The 17,014-nt window shown below is 44.5% G+C and carries 13 protein-coding genes; 10 read left to right on the forward strand and 3 right to left on the reverse strand.

The genetic code is table 11. From position 1 onward, the window contains the following. A complete protein-coding gene (locus tag HMPREF9243_RS01510; RefSeq protein ID WP_013669738.1) occupies positions 1-2,976 on the forward strand; it encodes a type III restriction-modification system endonuclease in 2,976 nt (991 codons plus the stop codon). Positions 2,977-3,413: 437 nt separating this feature from the next. Here HMPREF9243_RS01510 and HMPREF9243_RS01515 read toward each other — a convergent pair whose 3' ends face one another. Next, on the reverse strand, positions 3,414-3,641 hold the full coding sequence (locus HMPREF9243_RS01515; protein WP_013669464.1) for a hypothetical protein: 228 nt from the start codon (positions 3,639-3,641) through the stop codon (positions 3,414-3,416). Positions 3,642-3,797: 156 nt separating this feature from the next. Here HMPREF9243_RS01515 and HMPREF9243_RS01520 point away from each other — a divergent pair, with 156 nt between their 5' ends. From HMPREF9243_RS01520 to HMPREF9243_RS10180, 3 genes are all read left to right on the forward strand, one after another. Continuing rightward, positions 3,798-4,421: an alpha/beta fold hydrolase gene (locus HMPREF9243_RS01520; RefSeq protein WP_013669291.1), complete on the forward strand. Its 624-nt coding sequence runs from the start codon at positions 3,798-3,800 to the stop codon at positions 4,419-4,421. Positions 4,422-4,573: 152 nt separating this feature from the next. Beyond that, positions 4,574-4,798: a hypothetical protein gene (locus HMPREF9243_RS01525; RefSeq protein ID WP_013669670.1), complete on the forward strand. Its 225-nt coding sequence runs from the start codon at positions 4,574-4,576 to the stop codon at positions 4,796-4,798. A gap of 1 nt (position 4,799) precedes the next feature. After that, entirely contained in the window at positions 4,800-5,210 is a 411-nt protein-coding gene (locus tag HMPREF9243_RS10180; RefSeq protein WP_013668759.1) for a type II toxin-antitoxin system RelE/ParE family toxin, read from the forward strand. 122 nt (positions 5,211-5,332) lie between these two features. Here the strand turns inward: HMPREF9243_RS10180 and HMPREF9243_RS01535 are convergent, their stop codons facing one another. Beyond that, on the reverse strand, positions 5,333-5,860 hold the full coding sequence (locus HMPREF9243_RS01535) for a hypothetical protein (protein ID WP_013669713.1): 528 nt from the start codon (positions 5,858-5,860) through the stop codon (positions 5,333-5,335). 76 nt (positions 5,861-5,936) lie between these two features. On the opposite strand from HMPREF9243_RS01535, the gene HMPREF9243_RS10185 reads away from it, so the two are divergent. Beyond that, a protein-coding gene (locus HMPREF9243_RS10185; protein WP_101560582.1) for an IS3 family transposase occupies positions 5,937-7,363 on the forward strand; the annotation gives its coding sequence in 2 pieces (ribosomal slippage) (positions 5,937-6,447 and positions 6,447-7,363; 1,428 coding nt in all). Positions 7,364-7,529: 166 nt separating this feature from the next. Here HMPREF9243_RS10185 and HMPREF9243_RS01550 read toward each other — a convergent pair. Further along, positions 7,530-8,108: a hypothetical protein gene (locus tag HMPREF9243_RS01550; RefSeq protein ID WP_013670071.1), complete on the reverse strand. Its 579-nt coding sequence runs from the start codon at positions 8,106-8,108 to the stop codon at positions 7,530-7,532. 408 nt (positions 8,109-8,516) lie between these two features. Between HMPREF9243_RS01550 and uvrA the strand changes: the two genes are divergently transcribed. The 5 genes from uvrA to HMPREF9243_RS01575 all read left to right on the forward strand — a co-directional run bounded on the left by uvrA (position 8,517) and on the right by HMPREF9243_RS01575 (position 16,986). Further along, positions 8,517-11,357, forward strand: coding sequence for an excinuclease ABC subunit UvrA (gene uvrA / locus HMPREF9243_RS01555; RefSeq protein ID WP_013669114.1), 2,841 nt, complete (start codon positions 8,517-8,519; stop codon positions 11,355-11,357). 136 nt (positions 11,358-11,493) lie between these two features. Beyond that, positions 11,494-12,660 (forward strand): exonuclease SbcCD subunit D, encoded by a 1,167-nt coding sequence (locus tag HMPREF9243_RS01560; RefSeq protein ID WP_013670106.1) that lies wholly within the window; start codon positions 11,494-11,496, stop codon positions 12,658-12,660. Between the two features lie 23 nt (positions 12,661-12,683). Next, complete coding sequence (locus HMPREF9243_RS01565) at positions 12,684-15,806, forward strand: AAA family ATPase (RefSeq protein WP_013669769.1); 3,123 nt, start codon at positions 12,684-12,686, stop codon at positions 15,804-15,806. A gap of 465 nt (positions 15,807-16,271) precedes the next feature. Further along, on the forward strand, positions 16,272-16,628 hold the full coding sequence (locus tag HMPREF9243_RS09750; RefSeq protein ID WP_013668992.1) for a PspC domain-containing protein: 357 nt from the start codon (positions 16,272-16,274) through the stop codon (positions 16,626-16,628). Further along, positions 16,621-16,986 carry a phage holin family protein gene (locus HMPREF9243_RS01575; RefSeq protein WP_013669792.1) on the forward strand — a complete coding sequence of 122 codons (366 nt, stop codon included), beginning with the start codon at positions 16,621-16,623 and terminating at the stop codon, positions 16,984-16,986. The genes HMPREF9243_RS09750 and HMPREF9243_RS01575 overlap by 8 nt, the downstream gene beginning before the upstream one ends. The last annotated feature ends 28 nt before the right edge of the window (positions 16,987-17,014 follow it).

A 17,014-nucleotide genomic window follows, 5' to 3' on the forward strand; every position in this document is an offset into this window, starting at 1 on the left:
ATGAAAATTCAATTTGAAGACTTGGACTACCAAAGACAGGCGATTGATTCCATTCTTCATGTTTTTGATGGGCACAAGGCTCGGCAATCAAATTTTACGATTGGAGGAAGCTATGCTCAATACCATCTCTTAAATGAGTATGGGGTCAGCAATCAGATTATTTTTAATCCTAATCGTTTACTTGACAATGTCCAGCAGATCCAGATTGCCAACCAGCTTCCTCTAACTGAGCGGGTACCCGCTGGCTTTCCCCAATTTAATATTGAAATGGAAACTGGAACGGGAAAGACCTTTGTTTATTTGAAATCTATCTTGGAGATGAATCAGAAATATGGATTTACCAAATTTATTATTGTAGTCCCTTCAATTGCAATAAAGGAGGGGGTCTTTAAGTCCATTGAGATGACGCGTGAGACCTTCAAGAAGACGATGAATGGGATGATCTACCGGGCCTTCATGTATGATTCAAGTAAACTAGAGAATGTGGGTGGCTTCGCTCGAAATGAGACCGTAGAGATCATGGTAATTAACATTCAATCCTTCTCTAAGCGTGGAAAGGCAAATGATAATCTAAATATTATCTACCGAGATGATATGGATAGTATGAATGGAATTCGTCCGATTGATCTGATTGCAGAGACCAATCCAGTGGTTATTATTGATGAACCTCAGAGTGTGGATAATACGGAAAATGCCAAGGAGGCGATTGCGGCTCTGAACCCTTCTGTTGCCTTCCGTTTTTCAGCCACTCATAAGCAAGAATTTCCCTTGCTTTATAAATTAGGTCCTGTGGAAGCTTATCAGAAAGAATTAGTGAAGCAAATCGAAGTAGCTGGTTTTAGTGAGGATATCGACCCAAATGAAGCATATTTTAAACTGGTCGATATAAAGGCGACAAAGAAAACCATTAGCGCTACAGTAGAAATGAATGTGCGGACTAAGAATGGTGTCGAACATAAGCAGAATGTTAAACTCAAGCAAGATGACGACCTCTATCTCAAGTCTAAACGGCTAGAGCCCTATGAGTCACTCGGTTTTGTGCGGGCAATTTCAGCAGAACCTGGAAACGAATATATTGAATTATCTGGCGGGAAGGAAATTTATCGACTAGATGAAGCTGAGCGAGATGACCGATTGCTTAAACGAGCTCAGATCCAGAAGACGATCGAAGAACACCTCGATAAAGAGCTACAATTAAATCCAAAAGGAATTAAGGTTCTAAGCCTCTTCTTTATTGACCAGGTAGATAAGTATCGTCAGTATGATGAGAATAATGAAGCGATTAAGGGAGAATATGCTAGAATTTTTGAAGAAGAGTATCGAGCTCTTATTCAAAGAGAGAAGTACCAAAGCTTAAGAGATCGTGAAGTGCCAGTAGAAGAGGTTCATGATGGTTACTTTGCGGTGGATTCAAAGCAACGGATTAAGAACACAGGCGGTGCTTCTAAAGATGATGAATCTGCCTATCAAATTATTATGAAGGATAAGGAAGACCTGCTCACCTTCTATGACGAGAAAAAAGGAAATACTAAACGTGCGAATAAATTACGTTTTATTTTCTCCCATTCAGCGTTGAAGGAAGGCTGGGACAATCCCAATGTCTTTCAGATCTGTACTTTAGTAGAAACTAAGGATACGTTGACCAAACGACAAAAAATTGGTCGTGGCTTAAGGATTGCAGTCAACCAAGAAGGCGAACGTGCACCAGGTTTTGAGACCAATGTTTTGACTGTTATGGCCAATGAAAGTTACCAGCAGTTTGCGACTGACTTGCAGCAAGAATATGAAAGTGAAGGGGTTCAATTTGGTCTCTTTACCGATAATATCTTCTCTTCTTTAATTGTGGAAGAGCGTGCTGACGGAACCAAAAGCGCTTTAGGACTAGAAAAATCTCAACTTCTTGTCCAGTATATGCAAGATGAGGGATATATAGATAAGAAGCGCAAGGGAACAGAGAAATTAGCCCAAGATCTTAAGGATCAAAGTTTCAAGGTTCCAAAAGAAATTGCCCAATTAGCAACAGGCATGTCTAATCGAGTGATTCAGGCCATTGAAGAGAAGTTTAATTCTGATAAGGTTGAAGTCAAGGACCGACGGAAACGGGTATCTGTTAAACTAAACAAGCAGGCATTGACAGGCCCCTTCCTTGACTTATGGCGACGTATTAATGAAAAAACACGCTATTCTATTTCATTTGATTCTGAACGCTTTATTAAAGAAGTCTCTAATGAATTATCGCTCGAGTTACAGGTGAAACGCCGCCGAATCGACTATTCTAAAGCCCAAGTTGGGATTGCTGAAGCAGGGATTGATTTCGTTGAAGAAGAATCAGGAGCTTATTCGAGCGTAGACAAGGTATACACAGAAGTCCCTGATATTTTGACTTATCTTCAGAATGAAACACGGTTGACACGGCAAACGATTATTAAGATCCTTAAGAAAAGTGATACCTTGCGTGATTTTAAGCGGAACCCTCAAGAATATATGACAGAAGTCGCTCGCATTATTAACGCTCATAAACGAGTGGTAATGGTAGACGGCATTAAATATGAAAAAATAGGAGAGACCTACGATCAAAGTTTGCTGAAAGCTGATGAAATTGACCAGTATGAAGATAATACACTAAAAGTACATGATGATCGCTATCCTTATAATTATGTTGTTTATGATTCAAATATTGAGCGTAATTTTGCCTTGGAATGTGAGCGAGACAGGAACGTGAAGTGTTACATCAAATTACCGAGTAACTTTAAAGTTCCAACACCACTAGGTAACTACAATCCCGATTGGGCGGTCTTGATAGAGCAGGATGAAGAAGATAAGTTATACTTTGTGGTAGAAACTAAGGGAACAACCGACCCCACTCAATTGCGTTCAGCAGAACTTGCTAAAATTAAATGTGGCCGTAAGCATTTTGAAGTATTAGATTCGGGATTAGCTTTCAAAGTGTCTACTAACTTTAAGGGACTTTATTGACCAATGTACTAAATGATTTGAATAAGTTTATAGTATAATGTGGTAACCTTAGACTCTAAGAGACATAAGCTTATCGAAAAAATAATGCTTTTTTCAAGTAGTGTTTGAGAATTTTAATAGTAATGTCATATCTCACAAAGGTATGGCATTTTTATTTGCACCGATAGTCGCTAGAAAGAATAAAAAGATTATCGCAGGAATCTTTTTAGCCCGTGCAAATCTAATTTATTTAAAATGATATGTTTAAAATATCCAATGATTTCTACCTTTCTGTCTCTTGGTTGGATTGTAGTTTCAGTATAGGTCTTCTATGGCTTTTATATTTTAAAAAAGTGTCGGTGAAGAGCCGGGTGCTCTCATCAACACCAAATCTTATAGCTCTTTTTTATTTAACTTTTTCACGACCAGGTATAGGATCTCATTCTATTGTCGCATTATTAAATTGCTTTACCATTCTTCATAAAGCCCAGCATTTGATAGAAGGCCCTAATCTTATCTTTCAAATTATTCTCTTTCTTGGTGATTTGGATCGTTTCATTGTCAATTTTTAATTCGAGTTGATCACCAATTTTAAAGTGTGATAGTTCTGAGGCCGTTTTACTTAAACTAATCGCTTGGCTATTACCGTTTTTAATGACCTTAGCGGATAATACATTCGTCATCATAATATAGCTCCTTATGTTTCTTATTTTTAGTATAGTAATAAATAGTACAATTGCCATACATCATTAGATTGATTTTAAACACTTATTTGCTTCTATTGCTTAATATGAAATAATTGATTATATATTATATGATAGACAAATCTAGGGAGGTAAGGCATGAAGAATATTTTAATCCATGGCTTAGGTCAGGATAATACAAGTTGGGATCAAGTAAAAAGATATTTGGATGAAGCAAACATAGTGGCTGATTGTCCTAACCTCTTTGAATTGATCAAAAAGGATACTTCTACCTACCAAAACCTATATAAGCGCTTTGAAGCATACGTTAATAATAAGGAGGACAAGGTTAACTTGTGTGGCCTTTCCTTAGGGGGGCTACTGGCTTTAGACTATGCTAAAAATAATCCTGACAAAGTTAATACCTTAATTTTAATCGGCCTTCCCTATAAAATCACTAAATTCCTCATGACAGTGCAGGCCATGGTGTTTAAGCTGATGCCAAGAAGAACTTTTATCCCCTTAGGTCTCACCAAGGATGAATTTATCCGCTTGATCCACTCAACCAAAACGCTCAACATCGCGACTCACTTAGAAAAAATACCTTGCCAAACCCTCTTAGTCTGTGGAGAAAACGATCGATTTAACCTAAAAAGCAGCAAACTCTTTCAGGCGGATATTAAGAATAGTCAATTGCGACTAATCAAAAATGCCGGCCATGAAGTCAATATCGACAACCCTAAAGCATTGGCTGAATTGATCTCAGAATCTTGGAAGGCTTAGAACCGACTAGCTAAGCTTATTTAGCTAGGAGATGGAAAAGTTATTTCTTGAATTGCCAATCAGGGCTGGTTTCACTTAGCCTATCTAGCTAATATCTATGCTATAATAAAAGCGAAAACTTGTCCTTTTGTTTATAATTAAGGAGTGATCCAATGACTACTCTAGATAAGATAAAGCATGAATTGAACCATTTAGATGAAAAACAACTGAAAAATATTCTTTCTTTGATTTACTATTTGCAAGATAAAGATCTCTATGATGGAGAAGGTCAGGTCATTGTTGATGACTTTTACCGTGATTTAATTGCTGAAACGGATGAAAAAGATCCTGGACAGGTTTTAACCGAAGCCGACTTGCGCAAAAAGTTAGCCCTGTAGCATGAAAGAATTTATCTTTAAGAAAAAAGCTTTGAAGTTTCTTCAAAAGCAGAGTAAGAATGATCAAGATCGTCTCATCACAGCTATTTATCAGATCCCTAGTGGTGATATTAAAAACATGGCTGGATATACGCATCTCAAGCGTTTGCGAGTAGGGAAGTTTCGTGTTCTTTTTAATGATGATGATAAAAAGGTTTATATTCTGAATATAGGAAGTCGTGGAGATATATATATAAATAATCTATTTTACGAAAGTTCTTTCGATGAAGGTCACCCACTAGGCGCGACTGGAGCAATTATAAACTGCAAGGCTATGAGTTATCTTCAAGATGCTGGCGGGAAATACGGCTTGTTCACTATGTGTGTCGGTGGTGGCATGGGTGCTGTGGGAACTATTGAAATGACTGATTGATCTTTGGATGTTTTATAAACGTTTTAAAGATAGCTTAAAAGGCTGATCCTTTTCTAGATGATGAAGAAAAGAGTCAGCCTTTTTGAGATCCTTGCCCTCGCTTGAGCTAGACAAAGTTTTTCTTATTTGTCGAGATAGTCCTGAATACGGCGATAGGCAAGGGCTTCAAAGCGACAGTCGGTTGTTGACCCACATTGAGCGATGAGGTCTTTACCGCTTTCTAATGCCTGTCTGGCTTGGTCCCAATCCTTATCGCGGACGATTGCTAAGAGGGCACGGATGCGGTAATTGCTGGCGGTTGGCTGTTTTAACCGCTTTCTAAAGGTCTTATTGTCCAGGATAGCCTCGATGCTGGTTTGGACATCGGTAAATTTTACTTGTCCTGTGACTACCTCCATGAGTAGAGTCCCTAGGTAAAGTTCATCGATAGCGACTTGATGGATGGGAATGGCTTGGTCCTTTTCTTGGCAAAGTTGCTTGAGGAATGAGGAGGCCACTTCAAATTGTCCGCTTTCATAGAGACCATGGGCCTTTACCAAGGCATTACTGGTATTGGTGATGTGATCGCGACTAAGTGGCAGTGTAAAAGGATAGTCAGCCGCCAATTGATGGTAGGGGGTTCCTTGATTCAGTTGCTCTTGCAGTTTCATCGCTCGAAAAAGCTCACTTGGAGTGTAGTGACCCCCAAAAGTTGGACTAAGAATTCAACTTTTGGGGGTTATTTTTATGTCTAAATATTCATTAGAATTTAAACTGAATTTAGTAGGAGACTATATTGCGAAAAAAGGAAGTTATCGAACCTTAGCTAATAAAGCAGGAATAGATCCTTCTATTTTACGAAGGTGGGTTAATAACTATTATGAATTTGGTGTAGATGGTTTAAAGAAAAGGCGGACTCAACAGGTTTATACTGTTGAATTCAAATTAAATGCGATAGAATTGTATGAAAGTACGGAAATGAGTTATCGCGAATTGGCCAATTCATTAAACATGAATAATCCAAGTCTAATCGCTAATTGGCGAAGAGCTTATCATGAAAGAGGACTCGATGGCCTTTCCGCGAGGAAAGGAAGGCCACCTAAAGTGTCTAAAAAGAAATCACAAATCAATCAAATAAAGGATAGCAGCGAAACCAATCAGTTAAGTGAAGCAAAAATAAAGGAACTTGAACAACGGATTACGGATTTAGAAATTGAGAACAAATTTTTAAAAGGATTGAGGAGACGTGTGGCTCAAAGAGTCAAGCGAGAAAAGAAGAAATAGTGACCGAAATCACACGTCTCCATGATGAAAAATATGCTTTAAAAGATATTCTTAGCGTTTTAAAGTTTCCTAAATCGACCTACTTTTATTGGAAAAATAAAGATGAGGAAATTGATAAGGATGCCGATTTAAAAGAGGAAATGAAAGACATCAGAGAAACCCATAAGGATTATGGTTATCGAAGAATGCGAGCTGAACTGCTTTCCCGTGGTTATAAGGTCAGTAAAAACAAAGTTCAACGCCTAATGAAAATTATGGGGATACAGGTCACTAGCTATACTAGAAAGACAAGAAAATATAATTCCTACAAAGGAACGATTGGAGAGATAGCGCCAAATCGTATCAACCGGCGGTTTGATTCGACCATTCCTTATCAAAAAATAACAACAGACACAACAGAATTTAAATACTACTATGCCGATGATTCTGGGAATTATCAAACTGGAAAACTCTATTTAGATCCTTACATGGATCTATTTAATCGAGAAATTATTTCTTTTAAGATAACACATCAGCCTAATGGACAAAGCATGTTGGAGGGGCTACAAGCTGCCATTGAAGCAAGTAAATTATGTCCATACAGAAGAACCTTTCATTCTGATCAGGGCTGGGCCTATCAAATGAAAAGTTACACCCGGCTCTTGAAGGATCACCGAATTTTTCAAAGTATGTCTCGTAAAGGAAATTGCTTAGATAATTCGCCAATGGAGAATTTCTTTAGTCTACTAAAACAAGAAGTCTACTATGGTCGGACTTATCATTCCTTTGAAGAATTAGCACAAGCGATTGAAGATTTTATAATCTATTACAATGGTGAAAGAATCAAAGAAAAATTAGATTTTAGGAGTCCTATAGAATTTCGTCTTCATCACGCTTCTTTCGCCGCTTAATGATTACACATAAACTTTAAACTTATCAAGAGCCGCTACGCTCTTCCTCTTGACAAGTTTAAATTTCTGAGTAAATGTGTCGGCAAGAAATAAGCAAGAACTGTAAGCAACAAAAAAGAGCTGGCCAAAGGCCAACTCACTATATATAAAGTCCAACTTATTGGGGTCACCATAGAGCCTTGGGGTCTTTTAATAATTGCCAAACATGGGCCCCATCGCTATAGGGAATGGTTGGCAAAAGATTTACCAGGCCAAGCAGCCAGGCGGTCGCTCCGCCGATCAATAGGCCAAGATTCCAGGGCCGAGAGCTAGTGTAGGCCCATACAATCAGTAGAGCGCCGAGGATAAAGTTCATGGCCACCCCACCTAGCAGATAGAGGATGTAGGCCGGTCTACTGCCTGGACGACTAGATTGACCCGGGACCATCAGGGCTTGGCCACCGATACCATCTACATACTCACGGCCATGTTGCCAACCCTCAGGGGACCGATACCAAACATGCGAGCCCAGACGAAAAAGAATCAAGTCCATGCCGACCAGCCAGCCGGCTAGGACATGGCCGCCTTCATGCAAGACAATCTGAAGCAAGAAGCTACAGGCTAACACCCAGATAATGACTGCTATATCAAGCAGGCTGATGTCAGCAAAATGGCTTAATATACCGTTACTAGCCAGCCAGTAACCTAAAAAGAAACCTCCAATAACAATAGCCATAAAAAGCAAGAATTTACCTATTTTACTCATTAACATCCTCCTTTAAGAAAATCTCCCTTAGTTGTTTTGAATAGACAAGGGCCTCGGCTAAAATTTATAACCAGTATAGCAATAAAAGCTTGGCATCACACGAGTTTTAAGTCAAGAAATTTCCCGCTAAAGGAAGAAATCCTGCCTCATCCAGAGCAGGAGGGAGGCGCTTTTACTTCTTACTTATAAGAGGCTTCATTCGCCTCATCCTATCGGCTGATCTTAGTCCTATCGCTTTAATTCTCGGTCAGGGCTGGTTATAATGAAAGGTGCACCTGGCCTAGACGAGCGGCGGTTGAGTGAGCTTTTCTAGGTCTCAGACTGAATCTATGGTAAACTATTCAACGAACACCTGTTTGTATAAAAGAAGTGAGCCAAAAGCCGAGTGATTAAGTGGCTTTTAGCTCAATGAAGGAAGTGACCGATTTGAAAGAAGAAATTGTCGTGCGTGGGGCACGATCTCATAACTTGAAAGATATTAATGTGACTATTCCCCGCAATAAAATGGTGGTGATCACGGGATTATCAGGGTCAGGTAAGTCCTCCCTGGCCTTCGACACCCTCTATGCGGAAGGTCAGCGCCGGTATGTGGAATCCCTGTCGGCTTTCGCCCGCCAATTCCTGGGCAATATTAAGAAGGCGGATGTGGATTCCATTGATGGCTTGAGTCCAGCCATTTCCATTGACCAAAAGACTACCAACCGCAACCCGCGTTCAACCGTGGGGACCATCACTGAAGTCAATGATTATCTCCGTCTCCTCTTCGCCCGGGTGGGACATCCCATTTGTCCGAATGATGGTACCCCCATCCAAAGCCAGTCCATCGACCAGATGATTGACCGGGTCAAGGGCCTGGAAGAACGGACCCGGATCCAAATCCTGGCGCCCATCGTTTATGGTAAGAAGGGCCAACACAAGAAGCTCTTGGAAAAGGTCCAACAACAAGGCTATGTCCGCGTCCGTATTGACGGGGAAATGTATGATGTGGAAGACCTGCCTGAATTAAACAAGAATAAGAAACATGATATTGATGTAGTCATTGACCGCTTAGTCATTAAGGAAGGCATTCGGGCACGTTTGGCCGATTCCTTGGAAACTGCCCTGCGTCTGACGGAAGGCTATGCCTTGGTGGATATTATTGGTGGGGAAGAAATCCTCTTCTCTGAACACTATGCCTGCCCCCTCTGTGGCTTTACGGTGGGGGAATTGGAACCCCGTCTCTTTTCCTTCAACGCCCCCTTTGGCCGCTGTCCGGAATGTGACGGAATCGGCTCCAAGATGAAGGTGGATGAAGATATCGTGGTGCCCGACCGGACCAAGTCGCTAGAGGAGGGGGCCTTAGTCCCTTGGTATAACAAGGCTTCCGGCTATTATCCAGCTCTCTTAGACCAAGCCTGCCAGGCTTTTGATATTCCTCAAGACAAGCCTTTTGAAGAACTCAGTGAAGACCAACAAAACCTGCTCCTCTACGGGTCAGGCGACCAGACCTTCCATTTTAACTATCAAAATGAGTTTGGTAATGTCACCGACAAGGACATGGCCTTTGAAGGGGTGGCGAATAATGTTGAGCGCCGCTACCACAATTCCTCCTCCAATATGATCCGGGAAAGCATGCGCCAATACATGGCGGAACTGCCTTGCCCTAAATGTCACGGCAAACGGCTCAATGAGCAGGCTTTGGCGGTTAAGGTGGCTGGCTTGGATATTGCTGAGGTGACGGAAAAAGCCATTGGCCAAGTGATTGCTTTCTTTAAGGATTTAGACTTAGAAGACCAAGATGAAAAAATTGCCCGGCCTATTATGGAAGAACTTCATGCCCGACTAGGTTTCTTGGATGAAGTGGGCTTGGATTATTTGACCCTGGACCGTAATGCTGGCTCCTTGTCAGGCGGGGAGGCCCAACGGATTCGCCTGGCCACTCAAATTGGGTCCAACCTATCCGGAATTATGTATGTACTCGACGAACCCTCCATTGGTCTCCACCAACGCGATAATGACCGCTTGATCCGGTCTTTGAAGCGGATGCGGGACCTAGGGAACACTTTGATCGTGGTGGAACACGATGAGGATACTATGCGCCAGGCTGACTATTTAATTGATATGGGGCCAGGTGCCGGTGCCCATGGGGGAGAAGTGGTTTCCGCCGGGACACCTGATCAAGTGGCCCAAGATCCTGATTCCCTGACCGGCCAATACTTATCCGGTAAAAAAGCCATTGAAGTGCCTAAAGAACGCCGGAAGACCGACAAGGGTTGGTTGGAAGTCAAGGGCGCCGCGGTCAACAACCTAAAAGGCGTTGACGTCAAGTTCCCGCTGGGCTGCTTTAACCTGATTACTGGGGTATCCGGTTCAGGAAAGTCCAGCCTGGTTAATGAAGTGGTCAAGAAGTACTTACTCCGCCACCTCAACCGGGCCCAAGTGGTGCCTGGAAAGGTGAAAGCCATTGAGGGCTATGAGTCGCTGGACAAGGTCATCGATATCGACCAAAGTCCCATTGGTCGGACGCCACGGTCTAACCCAGCCACCTATACCAGCGTCTTTGACGACATCCGCGACCTCTTTGCCCAAACTAATGAGGCCAAGTTACGGGGCTACAAGAAGGGCCGCTTTTCCTTTAATGTTAAGGGTGGCCGTTGTGAAGCCTGCAAGGGCGACGGGATTGTCAAGGTAGAGATGAACTTCTTGCCGGATATTTATGTGCCTTGTGAAGTCTGCAAGGGGACCCGCTACAATGCCGAGACTCTGGAAGTCCACTACAAGGGCAAAAATATTGCTGAGGTCTTAGACATGAGGGTGGACGAGGCCTTGGAATTCTTCCAATCCATTCCGAAGATCCATCGCAAGCTCCAAGCCATTGCTGATGTAGGACTGGGTTATGTGGCCTTGGGTCAACCAGCGCCCTCCCTGTCTGGTGGGGAAGCCCAACGGATGAAACTGGCCAGTGAACTGCAAAGGGTGGCTAGTGGCAATACCATCTATATCTTGGACGAACCGACCACTGGGCTTCACAGCCACGACATTAAGCGCTTGATCGGCGTCCTCCAACGTTTGGTCGATGAAGGCAATACCGTCCTTGTCATCGAGCACAATTTGGATGTGATTAAGACCGCTGACTATATTGTCGACTTGGGACCAGAAGGCGGAGACGGCGGTGGAACCATTGTCGCCACCGGAACCCCGGAAAAAGTGGCTAAGAATAAGAAATCTTATACTGGACAATATCTCAAGCCACTATTAAATAAAAAATAATTAACATTTATGTTTAAACGAGCTCTCCAAGTGGAGAGCTTGGTTTTTCTTGAGAGTGTGACAAGCGGACGCTTGCTCTGCGCTTGGAGCAGGTTTTGATTAGATAGTTCGTATTTTGAAAAGAGGAGCTGACCCTATGAAAATTATCCATACTTCCGACTGGCATATTGGGAAGATTGTTAATGACCGGTCCATGTTGGCTGACCAGAAAGTGGTCCTCCACCAGCTGATTGACGAGTTCAAGGCGCTTGAGCCGGACTTGGTAATTATCGCGGGCGACTTTTACGACCGCTCGCTTCCCAGCCGCGATAGCGTCCGCTTGGCCAATGACTTGATTGACCGGATGATGGTGGAGTTAACATGCCCGGTGGCCATTATTGCTGGTAACCACGATGCTGGCGAACGGATTGCCTATGGGGCGCGGGCCTATGAACGCCAAAATGTTCATCTGGCGGGTTTGCCACAAAAACAGCCTCAAACCGTTGAATTAGACGGCGCCCGGGTCTATCTCCTTCCCTATGCCGACTACCAGGTCATCCGGGAGCTCTACCAGGATCCGACCATTGACAGCTTGGAAAAGGCCGCAGCCAAACAGGTCCAAGCCATCAAGGACCAGGAATCCTTTGATCCTGAACGCCTGAATTTGATTGTCTACCACGGCTATGTGACCTCCTCTAGCCTGGAGGAAGCTGGGGCTGACTTAGAAGAATCGGAGTCGGAGCGGCCCTTAAGTATTGGGACCACCGAATATGTGCCTAGCCGAGTCTTTCAAGACTTTGACTATGTGGCTTTGGGTCACTTGCACGGGGCTCAGCGGGTCAAGGGCGAACAGGTCCGCTATAGTGGCAGTCCGCTCAAGTACTCCAAGTCGGAAGCCCACCACCATAAGCAGTATTTGGAGGTGGATTTGACCAAGGAATCAATCCAGGTCACCAAGCATATGATCCAGCCCCAACATGATGTCTGCGTGATTAAAACGAGTTTTGACCAGGCCTTAACGGGGCAGTCGGATGACTATATTTACTTTGAACTGACTGACCAGACCCCGGTTCATGACGGGATGAATCGGCTGCGGGATAATTATCCCAATATTATGAACCTGGAATACGTGAATATTGGCCAGGTCAGCGCCCAGCTTGAGGGAAAAATCAGTAAAGATAAGCTTAGTCATCAAGTGGCTGACCCCTTAGAGCTCTTCGCCGACTTCTACCAAGAAACCCTGGGCCAGACTTTGACTGAAACGCAAAATCAGGCGGTGGAGGCGGCCTGGTTAGCGGCCCAAAAAGACCAGGAAGCTGACTAGCTGACTGAGAAAGGAAGTGGACCATGATTCCCTTACGTTTAGAAATGAATGCCTTTGGCTCTTATCGGGATCTGACCGTGATTGACTTTGACCGGGTCCGGCCCTATGGCTTGTTTATGATTTCAGGAGATACTGGGGCGGGTAAGACCACTCTATTTGACGCCATTACCTATGCCCTCTACGGGGGCGCTTCGGGGTCGAGTCGGGAAGCCAGCGAGCTCAAGTCCCGTTTTGCCACCGACTTGGACCTGGCCTATGTGCGTTTTACCTTTGACAGTGATGGCCACCACTACCAGGTCTACCGCCAACCCAAACAGACAGGCCCGGGAGCGGTGGAAGGGCGGTCCAAGGCCTATCCTTCTGAAGTTTTGGAAGTTAATGTTGACGGCAAGTTGGTGTCAGGTAAGAAAAATGAGCTAGAAACTTATCTCAAAGAGGCCATCGGTTTAGATAAGTCTCAGTTTACTCAAATCGTCATGTTGCCCCAGGGTGAGTTCAAGCGCTTGCTGGAGGCCTCAAGCCGGGACAAGGAGGAAATTTTTACCCACATCTTCCATACCGAGGCCATTAACCGTTTCCAGGACTACTTGCAAGACCAATACAGCCAGGTCAAGAGCGACTTAGACCGCCTTAAGAAAAATCATGATGCGGCCCAAGCACGCTTAAAGACTTTGCTTAGTTCAGAAGACCAAGCGCTTTTAGAAGTCCGTTTAAAAGACCAGGGGGAGGCTAAGCTAGGCCAGCTTTTGACTGACTTCTTAGCGACCAAAGAAGCAGACTTCAAACAAGCCAGCCAAGCGCTGGAAAAACTGGAAGCCCAGCGAACCCAACTTAGCCAAGTCCTAGACTACTTTGATGCTCAAGCCAACCTGGCCCAAGAAAAAGACCGCCTAGAAGCCAAGCAAAGCCAGATGGCTGATTTAAAAAGGGCCTATCAAAACTATCAGGGGTCTTTATCCTTCTACCAGGCCTTAAAAGACCAAGCCCAGGCCCAAGTAGAGGCTAAGGACCTAGACCAAAGTCAGACCCAACTTGACCAGGAAGAGAAAGACTACCAAGCCGCCCGAGCTGACTATGACAAGGACTGGACGGCGCAAAAAGAAAACTTGGAGCACTTGCCGCAAATTAAAGAAGCCATCAACCAAGTTCAAGCTGGCCTCAAGGACTGGGCCACTTATGAAAGCACCCAAAAAGAAGTTCAAACTGGTCAGGCTGAATTAGAAGACCTGGAAGCTAGCTACCAAAAGGGCCAAGACCAAGTGGCTAGTCTAGAAGAAGCCATCAGCCAAGGGCAAGCCCAAGTGGACCAATTAAGCCAGGCCATTTTTGACCCCGACAGCCTGAACCAAGAAAAAGAAGCGGTCAAAGAGTCCGGCCGTCAATTGACCGACTTAAAAGGTGGGCTCGACCAGGTCCAATCCTTTGACCAAGCCATTCAAAAAGGAGAAGCAAACTTCCTCCAGGCAGAAAAGACCTGGCAAAAAGCCAACCAGGTCTATCTGGAAGCCAAGCAGACCTATCAACGCAATCTGGCCGGGATCATGGCTCAAGACCTAAGTCCGGGCAGTCCCTGTCCAGTTTGCGGGAGCTTAGACCATCCTGACCCGGCCCAAGTCAGTGCCGACAGGTCTGCTGAAGACCTGGACCAAGGCCAAGTGGACCAGTTAGAAGCCCAGGCTCAAAAGGCTAGCCAAGCCTACCAAAAAGCCAGCGAGGCCATCAACTACCACAAGCAGAGTCGGGCCAACTTGTGCAGACAATATGGTTTTGACCCTAAAGCCACTATCACTGACTGGCAAGACCGGCTGGACCAAGCTCAAAGTGCCTATAAGCAAGCCAGTTCGACCTACCAAGAAAAATACGACAAAGACCAGGCTAATCAAAAAGCCCTGGCGGAAGAAAAGGAAAGGGTCAAAGGCCAAGAAACTCAGCTGCAAACCCTTAAGCAGGGACTTTCTAAAAGTGAAGGCCAGGTCAGCCGGCAAAAAGCTTATTTGGATCAAGTGAAAGACCGACTCAAAAAGGCTCAGGAGCTCTTAATTGGAGACTCCAAGGAGGCTTTAAACCAACAAGCTCAAGCTCTCAAGACAGAAGCAAAAGACTTGGAGGCCTTAGCGCAAAGATTAGCCCAAAGAGAGCAAGCTTTGAAAGAAAAAGCTGCCGTTTTAACCACCAAGCGGGACTACCAAGAAGCGGCGGTCAAGAAAAACCAAGCACAGTCTCAGGCCATTGCTGAGCGTTTAGCCCAAGCCCGAAGAGAATCGGAACTCAGTGATGACCAGGTCAAGGCCCTCCACCAAAGTGACCGTGACTGGCAGGCCATCAGCCAAACTCTATCTGCCTATTCTAACCAGGTCTATGCCTATAAAAAGTCGCTTGAGGCCTTAAAGGCAAATGCAAAAGACTTGGCTATTGACCAGGACCAAGCCACTTATCAAAAGGAAAAAAGCGAGCTCGACCAAAGCTATGACCAAGCCGCTAGCCAGTTAAGTCAGGAGCGGGAAGATTTAATTCGGCTCAAGGACCAAGTCGCTCTCCTGACTGACTTATGGCAGAACTACCAAGACCGCTACCAAAGCTTTGGCGACTTGAAGAAATTGTCGGATGTCGCTAACGGGAAGCTCAACAAGAGCCAGCGGATTTCCTTCCAACGCTATATTTTAGGAATTTACTTGGATTGGATCGTCGAGCGGGCCAACCAGCGTTTCTATCAAATGACCAATGGCAAGTATTACTTTAAGCGGGCGGAGGACGAGATTGGTGGCAACCAGGCTAAGGGACTTAACCTCAATGTTTTCGATTCCTATACGGCTAGCGAGCGCAGCGTCCACTCCCTGTCAGGAGGCGAAAGTTTCCAAGCCTCCCTGGCCTTAGCTTTGGGACTTAGTGATGTGATCCAGGAAGAAGCTGGGACGGTTGACGTGGGTATGCTCTTTATTGATGAAGGATTCGGAACCTTGGACTCGGAAACCCTTCAACAGGCCCTTGATACCCTGGTGGACCTCCACCAACGTTCAGGCCGCTTGATTGCTGTCATCTCTCACCGGGAAGAACTGAAGCAGGAATTGCCCATCCAGTTAGCGGTCGAAATGACCCCTAGCGGCAGTCGTTGTCACTGGCAAGGTCTTCCGGGGGCAGAGGAGTAGGGAATCTCTCCCCCTGGTCCTCCCTCACATCCTTCAAAACGTGTTCCAAGCGCAGAGCAAGCGTCCTCTTCACAAAAAGTCGACGAATTCCCTCCGTGAATTCTTACGCCTTTTTGCTCCAGAGATCTTGCTCTTTGATGCGCTTGTCGCACTCTTTAGTTGAGTTCGGAAGGGTGAGGGGATGTCCTTTCAGAAAAGTTGAACGACCAGCGAGTCGGTCTTATCATCTTTTCTTCCAAGGAATCTCCCTCACTGGCCCTTCCTCACATCCTTCATTTCTTTAGAATCCTTTAAATTCGCTGTTTGTCAGGCAGGGAGAGTCGAGTCTTGAGCGTGCTTATGGTAAAATATTCTTACATCCCGCTATCTAATACCTAATTTTGTTTATATCTTAGTAGCGATTTCTCAATCGTTTGAACAGCGGTATCGATAGTACTTGTTTGAATCAAGATAAGGAGAGATTTTATGAAAGCATTGAAACGTTCCTTAACCAACCGTGTGTTTGCTGGGGTTTGTGGTGGTTTCGCTGACTACTTTGGTATTTCCGCAGTTTGGCTCCGGATTGCCTTTGCGGTGGCTCTTTTTACCCCGCTACGCTACCTGGCAATTTTTATCTACCTGGCCCTGATGGTTTTAATCCCTAATGAAAGTATCATCAACTTTAAGCGGACTTTCTTTGGAGGAGGACAAGGGACTAGACAGCGGACGAATCCGCGTCAAGAGGCCTACACACAGCGTGAAGACGATGTGGAACCGGTCTATCGGGACTTAAACAAACGTCAAATTAAGGAAGTGGAGAAGGTTAAGGTCGACCATGATTAGAAATATTATTCGTCTCTTGATCCAAGCCATCCTCCTCCAAGGACTGGGCCGGATTTTCTGGCCGGCGGTTTATATCCAAGACTTTGCCTCGGCGGTGATTGTGGTTTTAGTCATCGCTATTCTCTACAAGTTGGTTTATCCGATTTTGAGAATTTTAGCTTTGCCGATAAACTTTCTGACCCTGGGCTTATTTAACCTGGTCTTGAATGGTTTTATCTTCTGGCTGGCTTCCTCCCTGATGGGGACAGCTTATTTCTGGATATCTTCCTTCTTCTACTGCATGGTGCTGGCCCTGATTTATGGCCTGGCTCAAGAACTCTTGAAGAAGATATTTGATCCTTACCGAAGCGACTATTAGAGAGTGCGACGGGAGAAGGCTTTTACTT

The organism is Aerococcus sp. Group 1 (assembly GCF_000193205.1).
Classification (GTDB): Bacteria; Bacillota; Bacilli; order Lactobacillales; family Aerococcaceae; genus Aerococcus; species Aerococcus urinae_A.

Coding starts and splice junctions, on each gene's coding strand:
- HMPREF9243_RS01510 (WP_013669738.1), top strand. CDS start 1: ATGAAAATTCAATTTGAAGACTTGGACTACCAAAGACAGGCGATTGAT.
- HMPREF9243_RS01515 (WP_013669464.1), bottom strand. CDS start 3,641: ATGATGACGAATGTATTATCCGCTAAGGTCATTAAAAACGGTAATAGC.
- HMPREF9243_RS01520 (WP_013669291.1), top strand. CDS start 3,798: ATGAAGAATATTTTAATCCATGGCTTAGGTCAGGATAATACAAGTTGG.
- HMPREF9243_RS01525 (WP_013669670.1), top strand. CDS start 4,574: ATGACTACTCTAGATAAGATAAAGCATGAATTGAACCATTTAGATGAA.
- HMPREF9243_RS10180 (WP_013668759.1), top strand. CDS start 4,800: ATGAAAGAATTTATCTTTAAGAAAAAAGCTTTGAAGTTTCTTCAAAAG.
- HMPREF9243_RS01535 (WP_013669713.1), bottom strand. CDS start 5,860: ATGAAACTGCAAGAGCAACTGAATCAAGGAACCCCCTACCATCAATTG.
- HMPREF9243_RS01550 (WP_013670071.1), bottom strand. CDS start 8,108: ATGAGTAAAATAGGTAAATTCTTGCTTTTTATGGCTATTGTTATTGGA.
- uvrA (WP_013669114.1), top strand. CDS start 8,517: ATGAAGGAAGTGACCGATTTGAAAGAAGAAATTGTCGTGCGTGGGGCA.
- HMPREF9243_RS01560 (WP_013670106.1), top strand. CDS start 11,494: ATGAAAATTATCCATACTTCCGACTGGCATATTGGGAAGATTGTTAAT.
- HMPREF9243_RS01565 (WP_013669769.1), top strand. CDS start 12,684: ATGATTCCCTTACGTTTAGAAATGAATGCCTTTGGCTCTTATCGGGAT.
- HMPREF9243_RS09750 (WP_013668992.1), top strand. CDS start 16,272: ATGAAAGCATTGAAACGTTCCTTAACCAACCGTGTGTTTGCTGGGGTT.
- HMPREF9243_RS01575 (WP_013669792.1), top strand. CDS start 16,621: ATGATTAGAAATATTATTCGTCTCTTGATCCAAGCCATCCTCCTCCAA.